The sequence below is a fragment of the Thermogutta sp. genome (assembly GCF_039793925.1).
Lineage (GTDB): Bacteria > Planctomycetota > Planctomycetia > Pirellulales > Thermoguttaceae > Thermogutta.
In genome coordinates this window covers 1-14,132 of sequence record NZ_JBAMME010000020.1, presented here as the reverse complement: position 1 = coordinate 14,132, position 14,132 = coordinate 1, and the positions used below count along the sequence as shown (strand labels likewise).

Genomic DNA, 14,132 nt, shown 5'->3' with positions numbered 1-14,132 from the left:
TAAGATTGTGGGACCCGGAAATTTGTTTGTAGCTCTGGCAAAAAAATATGTGTTTGGAGAGGTGGACATCGACTCCATCGCTGGTCCTAGCGAGGTGGTCGTCATTGTGGATGGTACGGCCACGCCCGAGTTTGTGGCTTTCGATCTCATGGCTCAGGCTGAACATTCGCCGGGTTCCAGTGTCCTAATCGGATGGGAGGAAAAGATTCTCCGCGATACGCTAAGCGTGCTCGACACTCGCCTGCATGATATGGAACGCGGTGACCTCGCGCGATCAGCCCTGGAGGAATTCGGTGCCGTCATTTTAGCGAAAAGTGCTGAGCAAGCCTGCGAATTGACCAATGAAATTGCGCCGGAGCACGTTCATATCGCAACCGCGAATCCGGAGGCCCTCGCCGAGAGGATTGATAACGCGGGAGCCATTTTCCTGGGGCATTTTACGCCAGTAGCATTGGGCGATTACGCGGCTGGGCCCTCCCACGTGCTTCCCACTGGAGGGACAGCCCGGTTTGCCGGTCCTCTGTCAGCCAACGATTTCCTCCACGCTACGAGCGTGCTCCAATTTACACAGGAAGGTTTGGAGCACCTCGCTGACGATGTGATTATGCTCGCTCGCAGGGAAGGGCTCACGGCTCACCTGGCGAGTGTGGAAATAAGGCGCAAGCGCGTCACATGAGTCAATGACTTCAAAAAAGCTATCTTGGGACTTTTCTTCTGGGTGTACTTTGCCAGGCGAGAAAGTAGGGCGCACGGGTTGAGATGATGATCACATGGTGAGTAACAAAGAAAGAGATTTTGAAAACAGATTATGTCGAAAAGTGCAATCGATTTCATTCGCAAAAATATTCTTGAAATGGCGGGATACGTTCCAGGCGAACAGCCCCAGGAAGCGGGCTACGTCAAGCTCAACACAAACGAGAACCCGTACCCGCCCTCCCCCGCTGTTGGCGAGGCCATTGTCAAAGCGTTGCGCCGCGGGCTGCAGAAATATCCGGATCCGTTGGCAACAGCATTCAGGGTAGAGGCGGCCCGGCTTCTGGGAGTAGAACCGGATTGGATTCTCGCAGGCAACGGAAGCGACGACATTCTGACGATCGTCACGAGGGCTTTTGTTGGCGAAGGCGACCGTATCCGATTGGCTTATCCCAGTTATATTCTGTATCGTGTTGTGTCACAGCTTCAAAACGGAGCATGGGAAGAAGTCTTTTTTCAGAGTGATTGGACCCTGAGGGACGACTTCCTGGCGTCTAATTCGCGATTGAAATTGATATTTCTGGCAAATCCGAACAGTCCGTCAGGAACGATGATCCCGCCGGGTGTCATTTCCAGGTGGATTGAACACCTCCCATGCCCTATCCTCATAGATGAGGCCTATGTCGATTTTGCTGCCGAGAGTTGCGTCGATCTGGTGAAACTCAGCGATCGCGTGATGGTTTCTCGGAGCCTCAGTAAATCGTACGCACTAGCGGGCCTGCGCTTTGGCTATCTGGTCGCGCAACCGCATATCATCGAACAACTCCGAAAGGTAAAGGATTCCTACAATTGTGATGCCCTCTCGATCGCTGGGGCTACTGCTGCGATTCAGGATCGGGATTGGTTGCGGGAGACAACTCGAAAGGTTGTCCAAACCCGGGAACGAATGACGGAGGAACTGCGGGGTCTGGGATTTGACGTGGTGCCGTCTCAGGCAAATTTCGTCTGGTGCACCAGGAAAGACAGGCCGGTGAAACCGATTTACGAAGAACTCAAAAAACGAAAAGTTTTGATACGTTACATGGACTACCCGGGTTGGGGCGATGGGTTGCGGATATCCGTGGGGACCGACAGTGAGGTGGACTGTCTGCTGGAACGGTTACAGGAAATCTTAATCGGAAAGATGAAATAGAGGTAGGGACGCGAATCGACCTCCGGCGGACGGCTGAAGCATGGGAGATACAGATTCATGGAAAGAACCGCTGAAATCACCCGGAGGACTCTCGAAACAAACATCACCGTACGAGTTTGTTTGGACGGCCAGGGCCACGGCGATATTGAAACAGGGATCGGATTTTTCGATCACATGCTCCATCTGCTGGCTCGTCATTCGAGCATTGACATCACCATTCGATGCCAGGGGGATCTCCACGTCGATCAGCATCACAGCGTGGAAGATGTGGGCCTTGCGCTGGGGCAGGCTGTTGCGCAGGCCCTGGGAGATAAAAGCGGCATTCGCCGCTATGGCCATTTCACACTCCCCATGGACGAAACCCTCGCCACAGCTGCGGTCGATTTGAGCGGTCGGCCTTATCTCGTGTATAATGTGCCGATTTCCCAGCCGTTCATCGGGCAATTTCAAAGTGAACTGGTTCGGGAGTTCTTCCAGGCTTTCGCGAATCAGGCGGGCGCCAATGTGCATCTGCTGCTCCATTACGGGACCAACAGCCATCACATTGCGGAAGCCACGTTCAAGGCCTTCGCCCGGGCGCTCCGTATGGCCGTGGAACCAGATCCCCGAGGCTCCGGTATCCCCAGCACCAAGGGAACACTCTAAAGGGGAACGCGATACCCCGAGTTTCCGGCTTTTGATCCATCAGAATTACTTTTCTGTAAACCAGGGGGCGGAACGAAGATTCTGCTTTTTCTCTGCCACCCGAAAAACGCGCCGGGCATTTTCATGCATGATCGGGTCAACGAGTTGCAGCGCATCGTCGAGGCTCAGCCAGCCTTCTTCCACCAGCTCGCACAGTGCCAGGGCAATCCCGTGTCTGGCAATCAGGGCATGGCCAAGGACAGGCTCGACAGGGCGGTAGTCCCCACCGAAAGTGAAAATCTTATTGGCGGGTGCCGTTACGAGGAACTTCTTAAGAAAGTCTTTCGCAGCGACCGGGTTGATAATCCAACTCCAGCACATGTCCACGTAGGCGTTTGTGTAGTGTTTGGCTACGCTGATGAGTTCCTCGTAATAGGGGTAACAAATATGCATGAAGACGAACCTCGTCTCCGGCGACAGACGGCAAAGATCACATGTAGCAGCGGCATTGTGGAGAAGTCGTGAAAGCGGCATGTAATTATCACCGGCGTAATAGCCTGTGTGGAGTTTCACGGGGAGGTCGTTTTCCGTGGCTTTTTGAACGGCGTACCAGAAGAGGTGATCTTCCAGGGCTTTTTGTTCCTCCGGACTAAGCGCTTCGCCACGGAGACGTTTTGCAAAAATGGGTTCCGCTCGTTCCTGAGGAACTTTTTCGTAATCGATGTTACGACTGTAAGCGTTTTGTGATTTGACGGCCACCGCGTACCGCGAATAACGATCGAACCACCAATCGATGACCCGATACCAATCACTCAGGGTTGTGACCTGGATGCCCGTTGGTTCTCCAAATGCCCGTAAGTTGGGACCTGCAAACATTCCCACAATGCTGATGTCCTGAAGCAACAGAAGGGGCTGACGCGATTCGTGGAATGTCCCGGTATTGACCTGACAGGAGTCAATCTTCGCAAGATCGCACAAAATGCGTCTATAAAAACCTGGGCGCCGCGTGCTTTCAAACTTTTCGGCCAGTTGAAGCACCGACTCTTTGGACAGATCTTCAATCCCGTAGAGCTCCTTCATGGCGATCCGCACGGCCAAACCATAACCGGTATTGCGTACAGCGGACCAGTAGGGTGCGAGAATACGCCATTTTTCCTCGGGTGATCCCGGTTTTTGGAAAAAGGAATCATATTCCGCTCGCGTCATTCCTGCGGAACGCAAATCGGAATCAAGATAATGGTGCAGAATGACTGTCCACTGCTCCTGGGTCTTACCGCCTGGTCCGCGCAGAACGTCCTGTTCGTCGGGAAGATGTTCATGACTGTCAATGAGAGGAGTCTCCCAGACTTTGGTGAAAATTGTTCGCCTAATGTCATTGGCTCCTGGTATTTTGGGAACTTCCACAGTGGGCAACCCGGCGGACGTGCTCCCCAGCACTCCCATCGTGCCCAAGCTCCCTAGTACCTTCAGTGTTTCGCGGCGCGTGAAATGAGTCATCGCGTGTCCTTCCTCTATCTTTACGATAAAAACCCATTTGCCCCTCCGCCCGCAGAGATTGTAACAGGTGAGGAACGACGTTGGGAGTGACGGTAAAGTTCCGCTGCCATCGCCATGGCCGTCGACTAAAAAGTCGCGTGCAGTCAGCAGAAACTAGCTAATTTGCGTGGCCAGGCACTCAAGCACGTAGGCGACCTTGCTGCAAGATCTCCAGGGATGTTCAAGAAGACCCTGGCAAGGCCCCTGGTGATTCCCCACGTCGCGCCTCGTCAAGGGTTAAGCGAATTCATGAATCGCCTATAGAGCTCATGGCAGTATGGCAAAGTCGTCGGATTCGAGGCATTTCGTCAGTTGCCCTTGCCGCCCGTTATCTGGCGTGGAAGTCCCCACGAGTCGACTAGCACACAACCGCCTACGTTTTTGGACTATCCCGAAAAGAACTTGTGTTCGTGCTGACTTCCTGCAGGGCCATCCGTGTCGCCTAGGAATTAGCTTGCCGCCGCCAGTTAGAGCGTCGTACGTCGAGCACTCTGAGTTTATAATGAAATAAGGCCACGGCTGTTGGCCGCATCTGGTACCGCGGGTTATACCGCATTGGCGACGGCCGGTGACCGAACAGGGTTGGTGACATGGGAATCCGCTTTTACTGCCCGAACGGCCACAAGCTGCATGTTAAGGCTTTTCAAGCCGGCATGCGCGGTATTTGTCCCTACTGCGGGGCCAAGGTCCAGATTCCCCTTCACAGCACCCGGCCAAGTACGAAGGAATTAAAAGCCCAAAGGGCGGCCCAGCGGCGGGCCATGCAATCGCCCTCTCGTTCCAAGGCTCCTTCTTTCCCTTCTGACCAACAGATTTCAGACCAGACGTCTGCTCCCCCTCAGACCGTTTCTGCACCGACAACTCCGTTTGAGAACCTAACAGACTTTCTTGAACCCACACCTGCGGAAAATGCGCCGGAGCCGCTGGGTGGCTTCCGCGCCATGCCGACGCCCCTCGACGCATCCCTGGGAGGGGTGTCGGAGTCGGCAGCATCTTCGGACGCAGTACCTCGGAGCCAGCCGGTGCCACCGCCAGTAATGCCCCAGCAGTCTGTGGAGGATCCTCTTTCGGAGCCGGATGCGGCCTGGTATGTGCGTCCGCCGGCCGGAGGCCAGTACGGACCGGCCGCGCCCGAGGTCATTAGGGTATGGATCGCGGAGGGCAGGATCACCCCGGATACGCTGGTATGGAGAGAAGGCTGGCGCGATTGGAAAGAAGCACGGGAGGTCTTTCCATCTTTAGGTGGGGCAGAGTTTCCGCAGGTAGCCCCAGAAGAACTGCCCGAGATGCGCTTCATCCGTGCGGCCGAACGCCCCCGGCGAATGCAAACTTTGGCAATCGCCGTTGGTATCCTGGCGGCTCTTGTTTTGGCGGGGGTTACCATTTGGTTTTTCCTCCAACCTTCGGGCAGCCAGTGAACACAAGTTCAAGTTGATCGCAGACCGGGAAAGACATCTCTGGCCCGATCGTCTCCAAAAATGACGCGTTCTTGACGTTGTCTTGCAACAGGTGATAATAACCGCGTTGCTCCTGTTTTGTAGTGATTTCCATAAAACGCATCTGTTCATCACAGTCGGAGAACGTGAGGGCCCGTTGAGGAGGAACCGACATGGATCATCGACCTCTGTTACATCGTCGGGAGTTTCTTCACCAATCCGGTGGCGCGCTGGCCGCGTTTGTAGGTGCGGCAGTTGCAGGAGGACAAACGGCCTTGGGGTTTGCGACTGTTGATCCAGAGAAGAAAAAGCCGTCGTTTCGGTTGGCTCTCGCTTCTTACACCTTGAGAAAATTTCCACTACCGCAAGCGCTGGAAATGACCAAGCGAGTGGGCCTGAAACATATTTGCCTAAAGTCATTTCACCTTCCGCTTGATGCGTCACCCGAACAAATCAATGAAGCCAAGAAACTGCTCGCGGATGCCGGAATTGATCTGTACGCCGGCGGCGTTATTACGATGACGAATGAGCAGGAGGTCGTCCAGGCATTCGATTATGCCAAGCGGGCGGGAATGCGGCTGATTGTAGCGTCTCCCCGACCACCACTACTTCCTTTAGTGGAGAGGAAAGTTCAGGAGACTTCAATTGCCGTGGCGATCCATAATCATGGACCCGGTGACAAATTCTTCCCAACACCCGAAAGTGTGTATGAACACGTGAAAGGCTTGGATCCACGTGTTGGGCTCTGCATGGATGTGGGGCACACCGCGCGAATCGGGGCGGATCCGGTAGCCGATGCTCGCCGTTTTGCGAATCGACTCTTAGACGTGCACATCAAGGATATCGACGTGGCGTCGCCCACCGGAAAATGTGTCGAGTGTGGCCGAGGCGTGCTTGATCTGCCCGGTTTCCTGCGGACGCTCATCGATACTGGATACGGTGGAATGGTGTCCTTTGAGTTCGAAAAGGATGAAAACGACCCCTTGCCGGGGCTGGCGGAGTCGGTCGGCTACGTTCGGGGAGTCTTGGATGCTCTTTTGGGAATCCAGGACCGAAGCATTCAGCTCGGTTGAAACAAGATTGGCTCAGCGGTGTCGATGTTTGATGTTGCTTCATGCTTGATCTGCCAAAAAATGTTTAAGGGCGATTGACCGCCAATACGGCGGGAGCGGAGCTTCCACGGTTTTCGGTATTTTTTCAACGGGGTGGGTAAATGTGATTTCCTTCGCATGGAGAGCGATTCCAGCCGGGAATGGTGTTTTTGCGCCGTATTTACGATCACCCAAAATAGGATGGCCGCAGGAGCTGAGCTGGATGCGGATTTGGTGCTTGCGTCCGGTTTTGGGGGACAGTTCCAGCAGACTGCAGTCGGGGGAGGACTCAAGAAGCCTGTAAGAGAGCAGGGCTTCTTCTGCATCTGGATCTTTCGCATGAGTGATGTGGACACGGTGAAAGCGAGGATCATGCTTGATCCAGTGCTGAAGCGTGCCCTTTGCCTTCTGCCATTTTCCTTCCACGAGCGCCCAGTAGATCTTGGAGACCGTTCGCTGGCGAAACTGCTCTGCCAGGCGGGCGGCGGCTTTGGAGGTTTTCGCTAAAAGAACGGCCCCCGTAACCGGCGTGTCCAAGCGACTTACAATCCCAAGGAACACATTACCGGGTTTCGCGTCCCGGTCCTTGATCATTCTTTTGAGCCATGTCAGAAGGGTTTCCTGCCCTTCGGGAAGCCCCATAGTGACCCAGCCCGCGGGCTTGTTGACCACCAAAACATGACGATCTTCATAAAGTATGGTTGGTTCGAATCTCATCACCACTCGAATGCGTCCGTTGAAAAATGCGATGAAAGAGGGAATATCCGGTGTGATGGAGTGAAGGTTCTTTCTTTCCTCTTTCTAGAATGATCCTTTCAACTTTTCCAAGCGGCCAGTGGATAGTCCCCTGCCACACCCCCAGTCGTCTCGCAAAGTCTCATCGTTTGTGGCACGACAACGGCAATCGATAGGCTTCCGTAGCCGGGTATTGTTTGCACCGAATGGGGTCAGTATACTCCAAACGCGTTATCGGAGGGGATTTTCGCCCCGGCAACCGCTCGTCGGATGGCTGCTATGGGTGAAAGGGAACTCTGAAAAGGAGGGGAAGTTGATGAAAACTTTTGTTGACTGGCCCGTTGTGAATTTTCTGGTAGCCACTGGCTTATGGCTCAGTTACGGGAATTCGCTGGCGGAGCAGCCTGCGCCCCCACCAGTGGCTGTGCTAAAGGTGCAGAGTCCTCAGCAAGGTGCGGAGGTCTCTGGAAATTTGCCGATCCGCGTCGAAGTTCAACAACCGCCAGGAGCGTCGCTTCCAAGAAGGATGTTTGCCGGTTTTGGTGGTCCTCCGTGGGTGGAATTGCAAAAGCAGGATGGCGTGTGGGTGGGGGAAATCGATACGACACTTGTTCCCAACGGATCGCAAAATCTGCGGATCCTGACCGAAAATCGGCGGGTGACCGCCACTGTCGGTGTGACGGTCAACAATCCTCTGCGTGTGTGGTTTGCCGATCTTCATAGCCACACGTCGTATTCGGACGGAACGTACTTTCCTATCGACGCATATACTTACGCCCGCAATGTGGCCAAGCTGGACGTCTTTTGCCTCACCGACCATCTTGAATCACTGGACGAGAACGAGTGGATCGACACTCAAGAGGTCGCGTGGAAGGCTAACGAGTTGGGAAAATTTACGGCACTCATTGGGTTAGAATGGACGAAGCAGTGGGGCCATCTGTGTATCTACAATCCGCCTACATACCGCTGGCCGAGCGATCCGGAGGCGTTTTACCGTGCCGCAGCAGAGGCTAACGCGGTGCTCAAATTCAATCATCCCGGTGATGGAACTATATCCCATGGTGGTCTGGCATATTCCGAACTGGGCGATAAAGTGGTTCAACTGATGGAAGTGCGAAACCTCGCAGAGGAAAAAGCTTTTCGGAGGGCGCTACGGCTGGGCTGGCACTTGGCGCCCGATGGCTCTACCGACACCCATTCGCCCAATTGGGGAAATGTCCGAACTTGGACTGGCATTTTGGCCCCGGGCTTGTCGGTTCGCAACATTCTGGATGCCTTGGCCAACCGTCGTTGTTTTTCCACTGCAGATCGAAACTGCACAGTGCAGTTTGAAGTGAATGGACTGCCGATGGGGACGATCCGCAGCCTGCCTGTCGAAAAGGTCAATGTTTCACTGACGATTTCAGATCCCGATGCATCTGACACTATCGGAAAAGTAGAACTGTATCTGGATGACGAAGTGGCGGAGGTCTTTGAGCCGCAACAGGCAAATGTGAATTGGCGAAAAGAACTTGTGCTGTCGCCGGGTCCGCACTATTTGTGGATCAAGGTTACCCAAACCGACAACAACTCGATCTGGTGTGCTCCGGTCTGGATCACCGTCCGTGACTTGGAGCAGCCACCTGCTCAGAAGCCGGCTCCGCAACCTTGAGCTTCGCGATCAGCGATTGAACCGCTGCCAGGATTCTGTGCTCGATGTTGGGCTCCCACCGGGCGGCTGGTAGTCCGTAAACCGGAAAGGCGCCACTTTCATAACCACCTTCTTCCCAGACGCGGCGAGAAGGAATGTATGCCATCACGTCGTTGGCGTAACCGGTTACCCAGATCGTGGGAGAAATGCTTTTTTCCATAATGTTGGCATAGTCCACGACAACTTCCCCACCCAATGCAACCCAATGTTGATCTTCGCCTAACCGCCAAACCTGAACTGGGTAAGGATAAGTGTCAGTCCATTGTTTGCCGGCTGCCTTTTCCGAGAGCAATCGATTGGCCCATCTGGCCTGGTAACCGCCAGACTGAACCGCCCGATTCAGGGTGGCATCGTCCACCAAATCGAACCGAAGATCGACCGTGGTGAATGCCGTGCAAAGTTTTGGAGCCAGTGAGTTGCTCTTTCCCCATGTGGAAAGCACAGCACTGGCCAGTTGTTCGCCGTATTTCTCACACAGTTCCACGGAACGGCGCGGGATGGGATTTTGATCGGCCCCGCAACCGGCAAAAAACATAGCCGTGACGCCAGGCAAGGCCTTTTCGATGGAAAGTTGTGCGAACCCTGGATAATCGCCACACCACTGATAAATGTCCAGCGTTGTCGCGTGGCAGGCGTATCCAAAAACCACGGCCACCGGATTGCCAGATATGTCCGTCACCCAGAAACCAGGCACCCGATGGTTGACTGGTCCTCGGGGTTGCTCACCGCGCGCCAGGAGACTTGGTACCTCACCCTCCTTATTGTTACGGCGATTCACAGCAAAATGGGCCTCACTTTCAAAGGCCGACAGAGTAGCGGGACGGAGGCTCTGGATGGCTCGTTCGACCGCTGTGACGGCCCATTGTTCCAGTTGACGCGTGTAACGGGCGATAAGTTCCTTTTGGGCGTTGTCCAAAGGATAAATGTCGTAAAGTGCATTTTCCAAGACCGGCCCACAGTGGGTGTGGCTGGCAGCAAGCATGATCTGATCTCGTTCCAAGCCGAATTTCTGGCAAAGCTCCTGACATATCTTCTCGCTTACGTGTCGCGGAAATCCCAGAATGTCCGCTGAGATGAAAACTCCGCGATGTCCAGCCTGGTCTTCCAGGACGAGCACCTTCAGCCACAGGTCGTGGAGCTTTCCTTCTGCCGGGCGCTGCCTGGAGGCATACCCAGCCATCCACTGGCCGGCCGGCGGTGTGATGACTTGCCGCGCTACACCCACTCGCCAATTGGGACCTGGATTCTCAGAAGCGGTGATCCACGCACTCGGGAAACCGCTCAAAAGGCCAAAAATCACCACAACTTTGATCGCAGCAAGAAAGGAAGATCTTCGCGTCATGGTGGAAACTCCGGTCCCATGGACGACTCACTCACTCTTAGGAACGAAACGATGACCTCTACCCGAGCAACGCGATCTTTTCCAAATCGCTTCCGCATTGTTGACGAAACGCGTGTATTGGGTCAAGATACTTGGCGGATGAATCTCTATCAATTTCCTGGACCAGTATGGAGGTGTTGCTATGTCCCGCCGAAATAACCGTCGGCAGTTTCTCATGAGCACGGGTGTTCTGGGTGTCAGCACCGTAAGTGGTGGATCGTTAGTGACCGCGCTCTCTCAGCAAGTTAACGCGCCCAATGTGCTGCCGGACCTTCAGGAAAAACCGGCCCTTCTCGGCGGAAAACCCGTTTTATCGCGTTCTTGGCCCTCCTGGCCGATGGTTCACAAATCGGACGAAGAAGCGGTTTTGGAGGTGCTGCGGGCAGGGAGGTGGTACCGTAACCGTTCCGTCGAAGAATTCGAAGAGCGCTATGCAGAATTGAATTCAGCCAAGTTCTGCATCGCGACCGCCAGCGGCACAACGGCGTTGTTCACCTCCCTGGGAGCTCTGGGAATTGGGCCGGGCGATGAAGTGATCGTCCCTCCTTTTACCTTCATGGCAACTGTTACCGTTGTTCTCCTTCACTACGCTTTACCTGTTTTTGTCGATTCCGACCCCGAGACGTTCCTGATGGATCCGAAGAAACTAGAAGCCGCCATCACGCCGCGCACCAAGGCAATCATTCCCGTCCACATCGGCGGGAACGTGGCGAATCTCGATGAAATTCTCGCCGTGGCGGAACAGCACAAGATCCACGTTATTGGCGATGCGTGCCAGGCCCATCTTGCTGAATGGCGTGGGAAAAGCGCGGGAAGCTGGGGGACCACGGGCTGTTACAGCTTCCAACTCAGCAAAAACTTATGTTCGGGAGAAGGGGGCGCGATTTTGACAAACGACGAGGCAATTGCGGACGCCTGTTTTGCCTTCCACAATAGTTATCGAAAACGCCCCAAGGCCGCTGGTTCACCCAGTTTGGACTTTGGAAGAAACGGCAACTTCCGGATGACCGAATTTCAGGGAGCCCTGCTTCTGACTCAAATGGAAGGAATACGAGAACGGGCGGACCTGCGGAGCGATAACGCGGCCTATCTGACGAAGCTGCTCTCAGAAATCCCGGGTATCGCGCCTGCACGGCAGTATCCCCAATGCACCCGAAATGCTTACCACCTATTCATGTTCCGATATGAGCCCGGAGAATTTTCTGGATTGCCACGCAATCGCTTCGTTAATGCCCTTCGAGCTGAAGGCATTCCCTGTTCGCCAGGATACAGCCCTCTCAACAAGGAAAAGTTTCTCCTGGATGCGCTTCGGTCGGAGCCCTATCTGCGGGTATACGGTCGCGAAGTCATCGATGCGTGGCCGAGCAAAAATGAATGTCCCGAAAACGACAAGCTGTGCGAGGAGTCAGTCTGGTTGTATCAAAATGTGCTTTTGACCGACCATCAGACGATGGAAAAGATCGCCCTGGCTATCAACAAAATCAAAAAACACGCCAGTGACCTGCGTAAGGCATAACACGGGACGAGCTAGGGTTGGCTGTGACCAATTCAATCAGCCGACGGACCACGTTTGCGCCCGCGTTATTGTGTTGTGGGCGTTATTCCGCTAGGAACGGCGAATGGTGAAGTATCGCGTCATCGTCTTCGTATGGTGATCCTTGCGAAATTCCACGCGGACTTCTCCATTCTCTCCGCGGGGCACAGCGCGACAGCCAAACCAACCATCGGGCCGTACTGAAACCGGATTTCCGTTGACCAGGACTTCTGTTCCGGTTTCTACGACTCCCCTGATTTCCAGGTTGATGGGACCGTGGATGAGTATCGTTCCCTCGGATGGTTGAGTCATAAGCAGTCCGACAGGGGGTCGATCCAACGCTTCGATTTCCTCGGCAATCAGATGTCGGGTTTGCCAGATCAAAGAACTCTCGCGCGTTACAGAGACCAAATCGGGAACGACACGTCGCGCAAGCTCCAGAGGCCGCTGACGAGGATCAATGGCTTGTGCCGCAGCGCCAAAATGTTTTCGGATTTGTTCAATCTTGTTCTGCAGCAAATAGAGGTATTCAAAGTCCTCGAGACTTTCGCGCTGAATCTCCCACCGCACAGAATCGAGAGGGCCATCACGCCCGGGATAGACAATATGGGTGTCGCCCGGGGGCAGGTTTTCGCGCGGCACTCCAAAGGGATTTTCACCCCAAAAGTTCCAACCCCAATGGAGATACCCTTTCAAATCGTAGCGGTAGTTGATCCAGTGGAGCACCCGTACGGACGTTCCCGGAAAATCAAGAAAACGGTTCGGATAGACGTTTCCAAACGGATGACAGCAGATATAGTACCAGAGCTCGGCCGAGTTTCGATGCTTTTCAAACGTTTCGCGCCATGCGTCATATTGAGATAGCTTGGGGACCCAGATTTCGAGACAGCCCTCGAAGTCGGTCGTTTCAATGGCATCGATCCTGCGAATTCGAGGCGCTGCCTGACGAACGAGAGCCGAGGCCTCTCGCCAGGAATCCACATTCATGATTGCCGGCTCATCACTCACATGAATCATAGCCTTGGATAGCCATCCTTTTTCTTCCAGATGGTGTTCCAAATTCTCCAAAAAGGGTTTGAGCCCCTCTGAGTAGCCAAGCGTCACAGAGGACCCCGTCTTGACGTCCTTCGCACGAAGCTTCGATAGGACGACTCGGCCACCCCAGCCACCCTCTGGGTACCCGAGATGCGAGATTTCAATCCCGTCACTGACCCCTGCCCGCAGGAAAGTTTCCACGAACCGATCGAAGCGGCTGTAATCAAAAGAGAGCGAGCCGTCTTGCTGACGAGCGGATTCGATGAGTGACCAGGGAGTAAGCACCACATTCTGCCGGTGCTCGGCCATATTGCGTGCATAACGTTCTAGAATCAGCCAAAATGCGTCACTGTATAGTTCAACACGGTGGGCCCTCGCAATATTCCCCAGATTGAACCAATTTGTGACAAAAAGATGTCTTTCGGCAGGCAGCACGAAACTAAAAACCTTTAAAGTAATAGGCAACTTTGTTTCCTCGCCATCGAGCGACACAGTCACCGTTCCCCTATAGGTGCCCGGTTTGGCATCTTTCGGCACGAACACGGTGATCCACACCGGCTGTGCTTGATCGGCCGCGAGTGCTATGGTTGAATCTTCCAGGAGCGGATCAGGGACATCACAAGGTGCCGTGGCAACGCGGACGAGCTCCGAGTCCGGTGTGTTTTTGTCGAGGTGAATGTAGCCGATGAATCGTACGCGAATATGATCTTCGGAAATCCGGTCTTTCTCATTTTCATGCAAAAGCTCGGAAACCTTGACAGTAACCTCTTTAACGGGTGTGGGACTTTTCACTACCAACTGCGCGGATTCATATTCGTTACGGGCAGCCTCGAGATGGCATTCGCGGGGTGCATGATCGGAAGGTCGGGCGTCTCGCAAAACCTTCGTGTGGATATCTTCCACCCACAGTTCGGCAGCAACTCCATTTAGCGAACTTGACCAAAATGTCCACACAAAACCCAAAGTGGCAAGCAATCTAGCAAGTCGCATGGCCTGGTTCCTCCGGGTGACAATTGTGCCAGAACGACGGGTTCCGATTGCCGCCGATATTCTAAATCAGACTGAGTGCTATCAAAAGTGTGCCGATCACAGTTCCACCCCTGCAGTGGTCAATTCCTGACCGTCTAAGGCGGTCACTCCAGCTGTGGTTTGCGGGGAATCGTCGCTCGGATACACTGAATCGGT

Annotated in this window: 11 protein-coding genes; 7 read left to right on the top strand and 4 right to left on the bottom strand. The window is 54.2% G+C overall.

Annotated features, from left to right (window positions below; genetic code table 11):
* From hisD to hisB, 3 genes are all read left to right on the top strand, one after another.
* Nucleotides 1-676: histidinol dehydrogenase (gene hisD, locus ABJK56_RS01090; protein WP_347242821.1), on the top strand; the 676-nt coding region annotated here is incomplete at its 5' end.
* A 132-nt stretch (nucleotides 677-808) separates the two neighbouring features.
* A complete protein-coding gene (gene hisC / locus ABJK56_RS01085) occupies nucleotides 809-1,885 on the top strand; it encodes a histidinol-phosphate transaminase (protein ID WP_347242820.1) in 1,077 nt (358 codons plus the stop codon).
* A 57-nt stretch (nucleotides 1,886-1,942) separates the two neighbouring features.
* Entirely contained in the window at nucleotides 1,943-2,530 is a 588-nt protein-coding gene (gene hisB / locus ABJK56_RS01080; RefSeq protein WP_347242819.1) for an imidazoleglycerol-phosphate dehydratase HisB, read from the top strand.
* A gap of 45 nt (nucleotides 2,531-2,575) precedes the next feature.
* On the opposite strand, the gene ABJK56_RS01075 is transcribed toward hisB, so the two are convergent.
* On the bottom strand, nucleotides 2,576-4,006 hold the full coding sequence (locus ABJK56_RS01075) for an amidohydrolase family protein (protein ID WP_347242818.1): 1,431 nt from the start codon (nucleotides 4,004-4,006) through the stop codon (nucleotides 2,576-2,578).
* Nucleotides 4,007-4,635: 629 nt separating this feature from the next.
* Between ABJK56_RS01075 and ABJK56_RS01070 the strand changes: the two genes are divergently transcribed.
* Nucleotides 4,636-5,463 carry a DUF4339 domain-containing protein gene (locus tag ABJK56_RS01070; RefSeq protein WP_347242817.1) on the top strand — a complete coding sequence of 276 codons (828 nt, stop codon included), beginning with the start codon at nucleotides 4,636-4,638 and terminating at the stop codon, nucleotides 5,461-5,463.
* Between the two features lie 191 nt (nucleotides 5,464-5,654).
* Nucleotides 5,655-6,554 carry a sugar phosphate isomerase/epimerase gene (locus ABJK56_RS01065; protein WP_347242816.1) on the top strand — a complete coding sequence of 300 codons (900 nt, stop codon included), beginning with the start codon at nucleotides 5,655-5,657 and terminating at the stop codon, nucleotides 6,552-6,554.
* A gap of 39 nt (nucleotides 6,555-6,593) precedes the next feature.
* Here the strand turns inward: ABJK56_RS01065 and ABJK56_RS01060 are convergent, their stop codons facing one another.
* Nucleotides 6,594-7,289 carry an RluA family pseudouridine synthase gene (locus ABJK56_RS01060; protein ID WP_347242815.1) on the bottom strand — a complete coding sequence of 232 codons (696 nt, stop codon included), beginning with the start codon at nucleotides 7,287-7,289 and terminating at the stop codon, nucleotides 6,594-6,596.
* A gap of 334 nt (nucleotides 7,290-7,623) precedes the next feature.
* Here ABJK56_RS01060 and ABJK56_RS01055 point away from each other — a divergent pair, with 334 nt between their 5' ends.
* Nucleotides 7,624-8,958, top strand: a complete 1,335-nt coding sequence (locus ABJK56_RS01055; RefSeq protein WP_347242814.1) for a CehA/McbA family metallohydrolase — start codon at nucleotides 7,624-7,626, stop codon at nucleotides 8,956-8,958.
* Here ABJK56_RS01055 and ABJK56_RS01050 read toward each other — a convergent pair.
* Complete coding sequence (locus tag ABJK56_RS01050) at nucleotides 8,903-10,339, bottom strand: neutral/alkaline non-lysosomal ceramidase N-terminal domain-containing protein (protein WP_347242813.1); 1,437 nt, start codon at nucleotides 10,337-10,339, stop codon at nucleotides 8,903-8,905. The genes ABJK56_RS01055 and ABJK56_RS01050 overlap by 56 nt on opposite strands.
* Nucleotides 10,340-10,520: 181 nt before the next feature.
* Here ABJK56_RS01050 and ABJK56_RS01045 point away from each other — a divergent pair, with 181 nt between their 5' ends.
* Nucleotides 10,521-11,894: a DegT/DnrJ/EryC1/StrS family aminotransferase gene (locus ABJK56_RS01045; protein WP_347242812.1), complete on the top strand. Its 1,374-nt coding sequence runs from the start codon at nucleotides 10,521-10,523 to the stop codon at nucleotides 11,892-11,894.
* A gap of 90 nt (nucleotides 11,895-11,984) precedes the next feature.
* Here the strand turns inward: ABJK56_RS01045 and ABJK56_RS01040 are convergent, their stop codons facing one another.
* Entirely contained in the window at nucleotides 11,985-13,937 is a 1,953-nt protein-coding gene (locus ABJK56_RS01040; RefSeq protein ID WP_347242811.1) for a glycoside hydrolase domain-containing protein, read from the bottom strand.
* Nucleotides 13,938-14,132 lie beyond the last annotated feature (195 nt).

Bases quoted from the DNA above. Each gene is read 5' to 3' on its own strand.
- hisC (WP_347242820.1), top strand. From the start codon at position 809: ATGTCGAAAAGTGCAATCGATTTCATTCGCAAAAATATTCTTGAAATG.
- hisB (WP_347242819.1), top strand. From the start codon at position 1,943: ATGGAAAGAACCGCTGAAATCACCCGGAGGACTCTCGAAACAAACATC.
- ABJK56_RS01075 (WP_347242818.1), bottom strand. From the start codon at position 4,006: ATGACTCATTTCACGCGCCGCGAAACACTGAAGGTACTAGGGAGCTTG.
- ABJK56_RS01070 (WP_347242817.1), top strand. From the start codon at position 4,636: ATGGGAATCCGCTTTTACTGCCCGAACGGCCACAAGCTGCATGTTAAG.
- ABJK56_RS01065 (WP_347242816.1), top strand. From the start codon at position 5,655: ATGGATCATCGACCTCTGTTACATCGTCGGGAGTTTCTTCACCAATCC.
- ABJK56_RS01060 (WP_347242815.1), bottom strand. From the start codon at position 7,289: ATGAGATTCGAACCAACCATACTTTATGAAGATCGTCATGTTTTGGTG.
- ABJK56_RS01055 (WP_347242814.1), top strand. From the start codon at position 7,624: ATGAAAACTTTTGTTGACTGGCCCGTTGTGAATTTTCTGGTAGCCACT.
- ABJK56_RS01050 (WP_347242813.1), bottom strand. From the start codon at position 10,339: ATGACGCGAAGATCTTCCTTTCTTGCTGCGATCAAAGTTGTGGTGATT.
- ABJK56_RS01045 (WP_347242812.1), top strand. From the start codon at position 10,521: ATGTCCCGCCGAAATAACCGTCGGCAGTTTCTCATGAGCACGGGTGTT.
- ABJK56_RS01040 (WP_347242811.1), bottom strand. From the start codon at position 13,937: ATGCGACTTGCTAGATTGCTTGCCACTTTGGGTTTTGTGTGGACATTT.